General features: G+C 57.8%; 10 protein-coding genes. 8 read left to right on the top strand and 2 right to left on the bottom strand.

Annotated elements, in window-relative coordinates; all coding sequences use genetic code 11:
* Positions 1-16 precede the first annotated feature (16 nt).
* The 4 genes from proY (at position 17) to AC4OVU_RS05295 (ending at position 7,448) form a co-directional block, all read left to right on the top strand.
* Positions 17-1,390, top strand: coding sequence for a proline-specific permease ProY (gene proY, locus AC4OVU_RS05280; RefSeq protein WP_017383160.1), 1,374 nt, complete (start codon positions 17-19; stop codon positions 1,388-1,390).
* 163 nt (positions 1,391-1,553) lie between these two features.
* On the top strand, positions 1,554-3,371 hold the full coding sequence (malZ, locus tag AC4OVU_RS05285; protein ID WP_110292607.1) for a maltodextrin glucosidase: 1,818 nt from the start codon (positions 1,554-1,556) through the stop codon (positions 3,369-3,371).
* A 91-nt stretch (positions 3,372-3,462) separates the two neighbouring features.
* Entirely contained in the window at positions 3,463-6,072 is a 2,610-nt protein-coding gene (locus AC4OVU_RS05290) for a DUF2339 domain-containing protein (protein WP_491928636.1), read from the top strand.
* Positions 6,069-7,448, top strand: coding sequence for a DUF3999 domain-containing protein (locus tag AC4OVU_RS05295; protein ID WP_040117263.1), 1,380 nt, complete (start codon positions 6,069-6,071; stop codon positions 7,446-7,448). The genes AC4OVU_RS05290 and AC4OVU_RS05295 overlap by 4 nt, the downstream gene beginning before the upstream one ends.
* Before the next feature lie 49 nt (positions 7,449-7,497).
* On the opposite strand, the gene AC4OVU_RS05300 is transcribed toward AC4OVU_RS05295, so the two are convergent.
* Positions 7,498-8,100 carry a peroxiredoxin C gene (locus tag AC4OVU_RS05300; RefSeq protein WP_003859113.1) on the bottom strand — a complete coding sequence of 201 codons (603 nt, stop codon included), beginning with the start codon at positions 8,098-8,100 and terminating at the stop codon, positions 7,498-7,500.
* A 127-nt stretch (positions 8,101-8,227) separates the two neighbouring features.
* Entirely contained in the window at positions 8,228-8,809 is a 582-nt protein-coding gene (gene acpH / locus AC4OVU_RS05305; RefSeq protein ID WP_015571305.1) for an ACP phosphodiesterase, read from the bottom strand.
* A gap of 92 nt (positions 8,810-8,901) precedes the next feature.
* On the opposite strand from acpH, the gene queA reads away from it, so the two are divergent.
* The 4 genes from queA to secD are packed head-to-tail and all read left to right on the top strand — an operon-like array spanning position 8,902 to position 13,383.
* Positions 8,902-9,972, top strand: coding sequence for a tRNA preQ1(34) S-adenosylmethionine ribosyltransferase-isomerase QueA (queA, locus tag AC4OVU_RS05310; RefSeq protein ID WP_015571304.1), 1,071 nt, complete (start codon positions 8,902-8,904; stop codon positions 9,970-9,972).
* A gap of 53 nt (positions 9,973-10,025) precedes the next feature.
* Positions 10,026-11,153 carry a tRNA guanosine(34) transglycosylase Tgt gene (gene tgt / locus AC4OVU_RS05315; protein WP_015571303.1) on the top strand — a complete coding sequence of 376 codons (1,128 nt, stop codon included), beginning with the start codon at positions 10,026-10,028 and terminating at the stop codon, positions 11,151-11,153.
* A gap of 22 nt (positions 11,154-11,175) precedes the next feature.
* Positions 11,176-11,508: a preprotein translocase subunit YajC gene (gene yajC / locus AC4OVU_RS05320; protein ID WP_003859109.1), complete on the top strand. Its 333-nt coding sequence runs from the start codon at positions 11,176-11,178 to the stop codon at positions 11,506-11,508.
* Positions 11,509-11,535: 27 nt separating this feature from the next.
* Entirely contained in the window at positions 11,536-13,383 is a 1,848-nt protein-coding gene (gene secD, locus AC4OVU_RS05325; protein WP_491928637.1) for a protein translocase subunit SecD, read from the top strand.
* Positions 13,384-13,387: the final 4 nt, after the last annotated feature.

Below are 13,387 nucleotides of genomic sequence, written 5' to 3' on the forward strand. Positions count from 1 at the left end.
GAATGGCAAGATTTTAATGGAAAGCACTAACAAACTTAAACGTGGATTGAGCACCCGCCACATCCGCTTTATGGCGCTGGGCTCGGCTATCGGCACCGGTCTTTTTTATGGCTCGGCAGATGCCATCAAAATGGCCGGCCCAAGCGTTCTGCTGGCCTACATCATCGGCGGCGTGGCGGCCTATATCATCATGCGTGCGCTGGGGGAGATGTCGGTTCACAACCCCTCTGCCAGTTCCTTCTCCCGCTACGCACAAGAAAACTTAGGCCCGCTGGCCGGGTTTATCACCGGCTGGACCTACTGCTTCGAAATTCTGATTGTCGCCATTGCCGATGTGACGGCGTTTGGCATCTATATGGGGGTCTGGTTCCCCGCCGTGCCGCACTGGATCTGGGTACTGAGCGTGGTGCTGATCATCTGCGCCGTCAACCTGATGAGCGTGAAGGTGTTTGGCGAGCTGGAGTTCTGGTTCTCCTTCTTCAAGGTCGCGACCATTATCATCATGATCCTCGCCGGTTTCGGCATCATCATCTGGGGTATCGGCAACGGTGGGCAGCCAACCGGCATCCATAACCTGTGGAGCAACGGCGGCTTCTTCAGCAACGGCTGGCTCGGGATGGTCATGTCGCTCCAGATGGTCATGTTCGCCTATGGCGGTATTGAGATTATCGGCATCACCGCCGGGGAAGCGAAAGATCCGGAGAAGTCCATTCCGCGCGCCATCAACTCGGTGCCGATGCGTATCCTGGTGTTCTACGTGGGCACGTTGTTTGTGATTATGTCCATCTACCCGTGGAACCAGGTGGGCACCAACGGCAGCCCGTTTGTCCTGACTTTCCAGCATATGGGCATTGCGTTTGCCGCCAGCATTCTCAACTTTGTGGTGCTGACCGCCTCGCTGTCGGCCATCAACAGTGACGTGTTCGGCGTGGGTCGTATGCTGCACGGCATGGCGGAGCAGGGCAGTGCGCCGAAGGTGTTTGCCAAAACGTCGCGTCGCGGCACCCCGTGGGTAACGGTGCTGGTCATGACCGTGGCGCTGCTGTTCTCGGTTTACCTGAATTACATCATGCCGGAGAACGTCTTCCTGGTGATTGCGTCACTGGCGACCTTTGCGACGGTGTGGGTGTGGATCATGATCCTGCTATCGCAGATTGCGTTCCGTCGCCGCCTGTCGCCAGAAGAGGCCAAAGCGCTGAAGTTTAAAGTGCCGGGCGGCGTGCCAACGACCATTGTCGGTCTCATCTTCCTGGTCTTCATCATTGGCCTGATTGGTTATCACCCGGATACCCGTATTTCCCTGTACGTGGGCTTCGCGTGGATCGTCCTGCTGCTGGTGGGCTGGATGTTTAAATGTCGCCGCGATCGTCAGCTGGCGGAAGCACAGTAAGGTAAAAATGCCGGGTGGCGCTGCGCTTACCCGGCCTACACTCCCTTTTGCCCTGGAAAAAATCTCCTCCTCCGTTCTCCTCCCCCAATAATCCCGAACACGATGAGCTATCTTTAATCACCCTGTGGCAAGGTGACGTCAATTTCATCAAAGGGGATTCGTGATGTTAAACGCCTGGCACCTTCCGGTTGCCCCATTTGTTAAGCAAAACAAAGACAACCTCGTGATTACGCTCTGGCTGGCAGGGGACAATCAGCCTGAACGTGTGACCCTGCGCGCCGAAGTGGATAACGAAGAAACGTCGCTGAAAATGCACAAAGTGCGCAGCCAGCCGCAGCCGGGCGTCACGGCGTGGCGGGCAAATATCGATTTGCGCAGCGGGCAGCCGCGTCGCCGCTACGGCTTCAAGCTGCTGTGGAACAACCGGCAGCTGTGGTTTACCCCGCAGGGCTTCAGCCGTTTTCCTCCGGCCCGGCTGGAGCAGTTTGCCGTGGATCACCCGGATAACGGCCCGCAGTGGGTTAACGATCAGGTCTTTTACCAGATTTTCCCGGACCGCTTTGCGCGCAGCGAAAAGCGCAACGCCGATCAGGACAAGGTTTATTACCATCATGCGGTCGGTCACGACATCATTCTGAAAAAATGGGACGAGCCGCTGACCGCCCAGGCGGGGGGATCGACCTTTTACGGCGGCGATCTCGACGGTATCAGCGAAAAACTGCCGTACCTGAAAAAGCTCGGCGTCACGGCGCTGTACCTGAACCCGGTGTTTAAAGCGCCAAGCGTGCACAAATACGATACGCAGGACTACCGCCACGTTGACGAGCAGTTTGGCGGTGACGAGGCGCTGCTGCGGCTGCGGCACAACACGCAAAAAGAGGGTATGCGCCTGATCCTTGATGGCGTGTTCAATCACAGCGGTGATTCTCACGCGTGGTTTGACCGTCATAATCAGTCGATGAGCGGCGCATGCCATAATCCGGACTCACCGCAGCGTGACTGGTACAGTTTTGATGAGAATGGCCGCGCCCTGGACTGGCTGGGCTACCCGAGCCTGCCGAAGCTCGATTTCCAGTCGCCATCGCTGGTGAATGAGATCTACGGCGACGACGACAGCATCGTGCGCCACTGGCTGAAAGCGCCGTGGAACATGGACGGCTGGCGGCTGGACGTGGTGCATATGCTGGGTGAATCAGGCGGGGCGCGGAATAACCTTCAACATGTCGCCGCCATTACCCGGTCGGCAAAAGCGGCCCGGTCGGAAGCGTTCGTCTTCGGGGAGCACTTTGGCGATGCGCGTCAGTGGTTGCAGGCTGATGCAGAAGACGCGGCGATGAACTATCGCGGCTTCACCTTCCCGCTGTGGGGTTTCCTCGCTAACACCGATATCTCTTACGATCCGCAGCATATCGACGCCGAAACCTGCATGGCGTGGATGGAAAACTATCGCGCTGGCCTGTCGCATCAGCAGCAGCTGCGGATGTTTAACCAGCTCGACAGCCATGATACCGCGCGCTTTAAATCATTGCTGGGTAAAGATGTGGCGCGTCTGCCGCTGGCGGTGACCTGGCTCTTTACCTGGCCGGGCGTACCCTGCATCTACTATGGCGATGAAGTGGGGCTGGAGGGGAATAACGATCCGTTCTGCCGTAAAACCTTCCCGTGGGAGAGTGAAAAACAGGATCAGGATCTGTTCAGCCTGTACCAGCGTATGGCGACGCTGCGCAGGCAGAGTCAGGCCCTGCGCTACGGGGGCTGTCAGGTGATGTACGCCCACGATAACGTAGTGGTGTTTGTCCGCGTCTATAACCAGCAGCGCGTGCTGGTGGCGATCAACCGGGGCGAGGCGTGTGAAGTGGTGCTGGAAGATTCACCGCTGCTGGCCGGTAAAACGTGGAAGATCAAAGAGGGTAAAGCGACGTTCCAGGAGAGCGTGCTCACGCTGCCCGCGATCTCCGCTGCGGTCTGGTTCGGCAGCTAAGCGCAGGCAGAATGGTTTTCACCTTTTAAGATGGCGCAAATGCAACGATTTGTGTCAATCTTAGCGGATCGTTTACGGTGAAGGTGGAAACATGGACGAGCTTTACATCCTTGGCTGTTTGTTCCTGGTTTTTGCGCTGGTCGTGGCACCCGTGCTCGCGGTGATAGGTTTTAACCGAAGCACGGCGGCGCGGCAGGAGATCGCCCGGCTTCGCCAGCGCATTGAGGCGCTTGAGCAGCGCGGTGTCACTGAGAAAGCGCCGGAGCCGGTGCAGACCGCCGCGCCGGTGGAGACGCCAGCGTCGGTGGCAGAAGCCGTTACCGCACCTGTCGATCCCTGGCGTCCCGAACCGCCCGTCACTGAAGCAGAACCAGCGCTTGTACCGGCGGCAAAACGGCCTTCCGCCTTTGGCGGCATCCTGTCCTCGCTGACGCGCTGGTTTATGCAGGGCAATCCGCTGGCAAAACTGGGGATTGTACTGCTCTTCCTCGGCCTCTCTTTCCTGCTGCGCTATACCGTTGAACATTCACTGTTTCCGCTTGAGCTGCGTCTTGCCGCCACGGCGCTGTTTGCCATGGTTCTGCTGGCCGTTGGATGGCGGCTGCGGCACAGGCAGCGGATCTACGCGCTGATCCTCCAGGGCGGGGCGACCGGCGTGCTTTATCTAACCGTCTTTGGCGCATTCCGGCTGTGGCAAATGCTGCCGATGACGCTGGCGTTTACGCTGCTGGTGGTGATTTGCGCGGCGAGCGTCGGGCTGGCCGTGCTGCAAAAGGCGCTGAGCCTTGCCATGCTGGCGAGCCTCGGCGGATACCTTGCGCCGCTGCTGTTGTCTACCGGAGGCGGCAGCTTTGTGGCGCTGTTCTCCTTCTATCTCCTGTTATCCATCGGCATTCTCGTCATCAGCATCTGGCAGCACTGGCGCGAGCTCAACCTGCTCGGGTTGCTCTTTACGTTTGGCGTTGGCGGGGTGTGGGGGCTGAGCGACTACCAGCCGGAAGACTATGTTATTTGTCAGCTGTTCCTGATTGCCAATACGCTTATTTTTGGCGTGTTTAGCGTGGCGCTGTCGCTGCGGGCGCAGGAAAAAGGCAAACAGATTATTGACGGCGCACTGCTGTTTGCTCCGCCGCTGATTGGTTTTGGGATGCAGTATGGCATGACGTCTCACTGGACGTACGGCCCGGCGCTCAGCGCGCTGGGCTATGGGGCGTTTTATCTCTCACTGGCGTTTCTCGCACTGCGACGCTATCCGTCTGTCGGGCGGCCACTGATTATGGCGGCGCTGGCGATCGGCGGCGGGTTTGCCACGCTTGCCATTCCGCTGGCGCTTTCAGCGCGCTGGACGGCGATGGCCTGGGCGCTGGAAGGGCTGGGTATTCTCTGGCTGGGCGTGCAACAGCAGCAGCGGCGCATGAGCTATAGCGGGACGGCGCTGCTGGTGCTGGCGCTCGGCAGCGCGATATGGGCGCAAATGGACGGCGTCACCTCGTTGAGCCTGCTGCTTATTTTCGCAGTGCTCAGTCTTTGCTGGCTGGCTGCGGCCTGGCTGTGGCAGAAAATCGCACTGCCGGGCAGTTGGGCATTGCTGGCCGGTGGGCTGCTGTTCTGGTTAGTGGCGCTGCTGGGCGCGTCGCAGCTGTTCCTGAAGCAGGAGTTATCGGTTCTGGAAGGCGTAATGGCGCTGACGGCGGCGTCGGCCTGGGGATGGCGGCAGGCTGCCGCTCGTCTGGCGTGGCGGGAGCTGGATGCCAGCAAATGGCTGCTGTGGCCGGTGATGCTGCTGATGGTGCTGTATCAGATCTGGCAACAGCAAATCCTGGCGGCCAGCTGGGCAAATCTGGCCTGGGCTATTGCGCTGCCTGCCGCCCTGATGCTGCTGCGGCGCGACGAAGATAAACTTCTGCCGCGCATCTCAATGGGACTGCATCTGTCGCTGGTGTGGATGATTTTACTCGCCATAGCCGCCGAGCTTTACTGGTTTGCCCGCTCCCTGCCGTGGGGCATGGCGGCCTGGGGAAGCGGCATTGCGATGGCTGTTGGCGGTGGGGTGATTATGGCGCTCTCCGCGGCCGTACGGCGTCGCGGGTGGCCGTTCCGGGTATGGCCTGCGCTCTACGCCTGCCTTGCCGCGATCCCTGTGGTTGTGGCGCTGGTGGTATTGCTGGTCGTGACCAATTTGCAGGACGGTGTGGTCTATCAACAGACATGGCTGCCGCTGGTGAACCCGCTTGAGGAAGGGGCGGCGTTCGCGCTGCTGGGGTTGGTGGTGTTTTATCGGGAAGTGGATCGCTACTATCCGGCATCGCTTGCGCAGTCCCGTCCGTGGCCCGCCGTTGTGCTGATGGCCCTGGGTTTCTGGTGGCTTAACGGCGCATTGCTGCGCGCGCTGGCGTGGTACGGCGAGGTGGCCTGGAATTGGGAGTCGTTGTGGCATTCGCGGCTTATTCAGACCACCTTTGCCCTGTTCTGGATGTTGTGCGCGCTGGTGGTCATGATCCGCGCCACCCGTCACGCCTCCCGTCAGCAGTGGCTTGGCGGTGCGGCGCTACTGGGGGTGGTCATGCTCAAACTGATGCTGGTGGACAGCGCGGGCGGTGGCGGCCTGGCGCGCGCCGTCGCGTTTATTGGCGTGGCGATCCTGGTCCTGATTGTGGGCTATTTCTCGCCGCTACCGCCTAAAGCAGGAGAAGAAAAATGAAATGGATGAACGCGGTTGTTTGTGCGGCACTGCTGGCCGTGGCCGGTCCGGCATTCTGCGAGGGCGCGCCAGCGGAATCCCCGCGGGATTATGCCTATGGCCTGTCCCTTGATACCTCTGCCTCTTCGCCGTGGTATCGGGTCATGCTGCCGCTGGCGGTTTATCAGCAGAGCACATCGCCCGATCTGCGCGACGTGCGCGTGTTTAATCAGTCGGGCGAGCCGGTACCGTTCAGCCTGGTTACCACGACGCGTCCGCAGCCGGCACCGACCACCACGGCGCTGCGCCTCTTTGCGCTTAACGCCTCGCCGGGCGGAGAAGAGGACAGCGGCGATAAAATTATGCTACGGGCCAGAAACGGCGTGGAAATTGTGCTGGAAGGGCAACACGCGGCGGCTGCCGGACAGCACTATCTGCTGACCCTGCCGGAAAACGCGACGGAGGTTCCGCTCTCTCAGCTCCAGCTTTTCTGGGACACGCCGCAGGGCTCGTGGCAGGGGACGGCATCGGTCTATTACAGCGAGGATCTGAAAAACTGGTATACCCTGCGCGAAGAGATGCCCCTGCTGGACGTGATGAGTGGACAGGATCGCCTGAAGCTCGACCGCATCGATACCGATCTGGTGTTATCGCCTGAGGCGAATCGTTATCTGCTGCTGGTGCTGAACACGGGGCGTTCTGCCCTGACGTTAACCGGCGTCAACGCGATTAACGCGACTGAACAGCCGGAATCTGAGCACATTAGCCTGGCGGGAGAGGGGGAGCGGTTATCCGAAAGCGAAGCCGTGTGGCGCTGGAAACATCCGCAGCCTCTGAGTGCGATCGGCTTCATGCTGAATGGCGACGGTGTTCTCCCGGCAGAAATAGCCTGGCGGGAGGCGGATAAGGATCGGTGGCATACGCTGAAAAAAGAGGTGATCTACCAGCTCGGCGGCAAAACGTCTGAACCTGTTCCGCTCCCTGGCGGGCTGGTCGAGGCGGTAAAAATCAAGACCCTCAATGCGCGTTTGCCTGAGAACCTGCCTGGCGTGACCGGGCAACGCGTGCGCTACGATCTGGTGTTTAACGCGCAGGGGAAGGGGCCGTACCTGCTCGCGTGGGGGAACGGGGCTGCGAAACCGGCGAGCGTGGAGACGGATATGCTGATCCCGACCGAACTGCGTAAAACCTACGATCTGGCAGCCCTGCCGATGGCGGATACGCTGGAACCTGTCCCGCTGGGTGGCGAGGCGCGTTTAACCGCGACGTCTGCGGCTGAGCAGGAAAGCAGAATGAAAACGCTGATGGTCTGGGGCGTACTGATTGCGGGGGTGATGGTGCTTGCGGGTATGGCATGGCGCATCTGGCGCGAGGTAAAAAAAGACGGCGCAGCATAAGCCATAAAAAAACCCGCGTATTCGCGGGTTTTTTGGTAAACCGTGCCGATTACAGGCTGGATACGTTCTCAGACAGGTATTTAGCTACGCCGTCTGGGGAAGCCGCCATACCTTCTTTACCTTTTTCCCACTGAGCCGGGCACACTTCACCATGCTCTTCGTGGAACTGGAGCGCGTCAACCATGCGCAGCATTTCGTCGATGTTACGACCCAGCGGCAGATCGTTCACAACCTGGTGACGAACGATGCCGTTCGCGTCGATCAGGAAAGAACCACGCAGTGCAACGCCAGCGTCCGGATGTTCGATACCGTAAGCCTGCTGGATTTCGCGTTTGATGTCCGCAACCATCGCGTATTTCACTGCACCGATGCCGCCGTTTTCGACAGGGGTGTTACGCCATGCGTTGTGTACAAATTCAGAGTCGAAGGAGACGCCAACCACTTCCACGCCACGCTTCTGGAATTCTTCGTAACGTTTGTCGAACGCGATCAGCTCAGACGGGCAAACGAAAGTGAAGTCCATTGGCCAGAAGAACAGAACGGTCGCTTTACCGTTGGTGTGCTGTTTGAAGTTGAAGTTTTCAACGATTTCACCATTGCCCAGAACGGCGGCAGCTGTAAAATCCGGAGCCGGACGAGTTACCAGAACCATATGATTCTCCTGTAGATACTAAGGTTATTTGGAACGCAACGCGGGCCAGTATAGAGGCAGTACGGGAATAAGACAAAGAGGTGGTAACAATCGTTCCACCAGCTTTTACCTATCAATCGAACCGACTTCACAGTTCTTTATTTTTCGCCTGCGTCATCATACGCGGGTAGAACTGCCAGAAGCGGGTTTCCAGCGCATCATAATGTTCATCCAGGTCATGCCATGAGTCGCGCAGCGCGTCCAGACGCGGTCGACGGCTCGCCATGCCGTTCAGGACGTTCTGAATGAAATCCATCTCGCGGTATCGCTCCAGCCAGCGTTCAGACCAGAGATAGTTATTCAGATTCACAAAGCGCGGCGGGGAGTCCGGCAAAATGATCGACACCTGCGCGTGGGCGTAGCGCACAAACTCAGGCAGCGACATATCAGGCGACAGCCGGGACCAGTGGCGCGACAGGAAATGATCCCACATGACGTCGAGCGTGATCGGCGCCACGCGTCGGGTTTCGGGGCGGAACCAGGCTTTGGCTTCCGTCACTTCCGGCAGGTTATCGGTCAGCACGTCGATGCGGCGGTGCATAAAAATCCCGTCGACAACCTCAGGGGAGTACGCTTCCGCGGGGTTGCCGCGTACAAAATCGGCCAGCAAATTGCCGGAGAGGGAGCTGTCCGCGAGATGAGCGAGATGCAGATGAGCGAGAAAATTCATGCGTTTTCGTTGTCCGGTGGCGGCTAGTTGTTGCAGCAAAAGGGTGTGAGCACTAGACTATGCCGCCTGTTTTTAAGTCACGAGTATACGTCATGCGCGTCGCCGATTTCTCCTTTGAACTACCTGAATCCCTGATTGCTCACTACCCCATGCCTGAGCGTAGCAGCTGTCGTTTGCTGTCACTGGACGGGCCAACGGGCGCGCTGACGCACGGTACTTTCACCGATCTGCTCGACAAGCTCAACCCTGGCGATCTGCTGGTCTTTAACAATACCCGCGTGATCCCGGCGCGTCTGTTTGGCCGTAAAGCCAGCGGCGGTAAGATTGAGGTGCTGGTCGAACGTATGCTCGATGATAAACGTATTCTGGCACATATTCGCGCCTCCAAAGCGCCGAAGCCGGGCGCTGAACTGCTGCTGGGGGATGACGAGAGCATCAAAGCGACCATGACCGCGCGTCACGACGCGCTATTTGAAGTGGAATTCAACGACGAGCGCACGGTGCTCGACATCCTGAACGCTATCGGCCACATGCCGCTGCCGCCGTATATTGAGCGCCCGGACGAAGAGGCCGACCGCGAGCTGTATCAGACCGTCTACAGCCAGAAGCCTGGCGCGGTGGCGGCGCCAACGGCGGGCCTGCACTTTGATGAACCGCTGTTGGAAAAGCTGCGCGCCAAGGGCATTGAGATGGCCTTCGTGACGCTGCACGTTGGTGCAGGCACCTTCCAGCCGGTGCGCGTGGACAGCATCGAAGACCACATCATGCACTCTGAGTATGCCGAAGTGCCACAGGAGGTTGTGGATGCGGTGCTGGCGGCGAAAGCGCGCGGTAATCGTGTCGTGGCCGTCGGTACAACGTCGGTACGTTCCCTTGAGAGCGCTGCGCAGGCCGCGAAAAGCGAGCTGATTGAGCCGTTCTTTGGCGATACGCAGATCTTTATCTACCCGGGCTATCAGTACAAAGTCATTGATGCGCTGGTGACCAACTTCCATCTGCCTGAATCGACGTTGATTATGCTGGTTTCCGCGTTTGCGGGGTATCAGCATACGATGAACGCCTACAAGTCTGCGGTAGAACAAAAATATCGCTTTTTTAGCTACGGTGACGCGATGTTTATCACGTACAATCCGCAGGCTTTGAATGAGCGTGTCGGGGAATAAGTCCGCGGCACCGTATTACAACGTTGGACTGTTTTTCTGACGTCGGAGAAAAAATGAAATTTGAACTCGATACCACCGATGGCCGCGCGCGTCGCGGTCGTCTGGTGTTTGATCGCGGCGTGGTAGAAACCCCCGCGTTTATGCCTGTGGGCACGTACGGCACCGTAAAAGGAATGACGCCGGAAGAAGTTGAAGCCACTGGCGCACAGATTATCCTCGGCAACACCTTCCACCTGTGGCTGCGTCCGGGTCAGGAGATCATGAAGCTCCACGGCGACCTGCACGATTTCATGCAGTGGAAAGGCCCGATCCTCACCGACTCCGGCGGTTTCCAGGTCTTCAGCCTGGGCGATATCCGTAAGATCACCGAGCAGGGCGTACACTTCCGTAACCCGATCAACGGCGATCCAATCTTCCTCGATCCGGAAAAGTCTATGGAGATTCAGTACGATCTCGGCTCCGATATCGTAATGATCTTCGACGAATGTACGCCATACCCGGCGGACTGGGACTACGCCAAGCGTTCTATGGAGATGTCCCTGCGTTGGGCGAAGCGTAGCCGCGACCGTTTTGACGCCCTGCAAAACAAAAATGCGCTGTTCGGCATTATCCAGGGCAGCGTTTACGAAGATTTACGCGATATCTCGGTTAAAGGTCTGGTAGAGATAGGCTTTGATGGCTACGCTGTCGGCGGTTTGGCTGTGGGTGAGCCGAAGGAAGACATGCACCGCATTCTGGAGCATGTCTGCCCGCAAATCCCGGCGGATAAACCACGATACCTGATGGGTGTGGGTAAACCAGAAGATCTGGTGGAAGGCGTACGTCGCGGCATTGATATGTTCGACTGCGTTATGCCAACCCGAAACGCGCGTAACGGTCATCTGTTCGTTACCGATGGCGTGGTGAAAATCCGTAACGCGAAGCATAAGAGTGACACCAGCCCGCTCGATTCCGAGTGCGATTGCTATACCTGTCGCAATTATTCTCGCGCGTATCTACATCATCTCGATCGTTGCAACGAGATTTTGGGGGCGCGTCTCAATACCATTCATAATCTTCGTTATTATCAGCGCTTAATGGCTGGTTTACGTAAGGCTATCGAAGAGGGTAAATTAGAGAGCTTCGTGACCGATTTCTACCAACGTCAGGGGCGGGATGTTCCACCGTTGAACGTTGATTAATTTTAATAATGAGGGAATTTGAATGAGCTTTTTTATTTCTGATGCGGTAGCAGCAACGGGTGCACCAGCGCAGGGCAGCCCGATGTCTCTGATTCTGATGCTGGTTGTGTTCGGTCTGATCTTCTACTTCATGATCCTGCGTCCACAGCAGAAGCGTACTAAAGAGCACAAAAACCTGATGAACTCCATCGCGAAGGGCGATGAAGTCCTGACCAATGGTGGCCTGGTGGGTCGCGTAACCAAAGTAGCGGAAAACGGCTACATTGCTATCGCCCTCAACGACACCACTGAAGTGGTTATCAAACGTGACTTCGTAGCTGCCGTTCTGCCGAAAGGCACCATGAAGGCGCTGTAATCCCAACTTTTCCCAAAGGGAACTGCCGTGTTAAACCGTTATCCTTTGTGGAAGTACATCATGCTGGTCGTCGTGATTATCGTCGGCCTGCTGTACGCGCTTCCCAACCTGTATGGTGAGGATCCGGCCGTTCAAATCACTGGCGCGCGCGGTGTCGCCGCCAGTGAGCAAACGCTGATCCAGGTCCAGAAAACGTTACAAGAAGAAAAAATTACCGCTAAGTCTGTGGCACTGGAAGAGGGCGCAATTCTTGCTCGCTTCGACACCACCGACACGCAGCTCCGCGCACGTGAAGCGCTGATGGGCGTGCTGGGTGATAAGTATGTCGTGGCGCTTAACCTTGCTCCTGCAACCCCACGCTGGCTGGCTGCGCTGAACGCAGAGCCAATGAAACTGGGTCTTGACCTGCGTGGCGGCGTTCACTTCCTGATGGAAGTGGATATGGATACCGCGCTCGGCAAGCTACAGGAACAGAATATCGACAGCCTGCGCAGCGATCTGCGCGATAAGGGCATTCCGTACACCACCGTACGTAAAGAAGATAACTACGGCCTGAGCATCACGTTCCGCGACAGCGCGGCACGCGATCAGGCTGTGACGTATCTGTCTCAGCGTCACCGCGATCTGGTGATCACCTCTCAGGGCAGCAACCAGCTGCGTGCGGTAATGACCGACGCGCGTCTGAGTGAAGCACGTGAATACGCCGTTCAGCAGAACATTAACATTCTGCGTAACCGTGTAAACCAGCTGGGCGTGGCTGAGCCACTGGTACAGCGTCAGGGTGCTGACCGTATCGTGGTCGAACTGCCGGGTATCCAGGATACCGCCCGTGCGAAAGAGATTCTGGGCGCGACGGCGACCCTGGAGTTCCGTCTGGTTAACTCCAATGTCGACCAGGCTGCTGCGGCTTCAGGCCGTGTGCCGGGCGATTCTGAAGTGAAACAGACCCGCGAAGGCCAGCCTGTTGTGCTGTACAAACGCGTGATCCTGACCGGTGACCATATCACCGACTCCACTTCAAGCCAGGATGAGCACAACCAGCCGCAGGTTAACATCTCGCTGGATAGCGCAGGCGGCAACATCATGTCTAACTTCACCAAGGACAACATCGGCAAGCCGATGGCGACCCTGTTCGTGGAGTACAAAGACAGCGGTAAGAAAGACGCCAATGGCCGTGCCGTGCTGGTGAAAGAGGAAGAGGTGATTAACATCGCCAACATCCAGTCTCGTCTGGGTAACAGCTTCCGTATTACCGGTATCAGCAACCCGAACGAAGCGCGTCAGCTCTCTCTGCTGCTGCGTGCCGGTGCGCTGATTGCGCCAATTCAGATTGTTGAAGAACGTACCATCGGTCCAACCCTGGGTATGCAGAACATCAAACAGGGTCTGGAAGCGTGTCTGGCCGGTCTGGCGGTGTCCATCATCTTCATGATCTTCTTCTATAAGAAGTTCGGCCTGATTGCGACCTCCGCGCTGATTGCCAACCTGGTGCTGATCATCGGTATCATGTCCCTGCTGCCGGGGGCGACGCTGACCATGCCGGGGATTGCGGGTATCGTTCTAACCCTTGCGGTGGCGGTCGACGCCAACGTACTGATAAACGAACGTATCAAAGAAGAGCTGAGCAACGGTCGTTCTGTACAGCAGGCGATTGAAGAAGGCTACAAAGGGGCGTTCAGCTCCATCTTCGATGCGAACGTAACAACACTGATTAAGGTTCTTATCCTGTATGCAGTGGGTACTGGCGCGATCAAAGGCTTTGCGATTACTACCGGTATCGGTGTCGCAACGTCGATGTTTACCGCTATTGTCGGCACCCGTGCCATCGTGAACCTGCTGTACGGCGGCAAGCGCGTCAAAAAGCTGTCTATCTGAGGAG

The organism is Enterobacter sp. 6722112 (assembly GCF_058661685.1).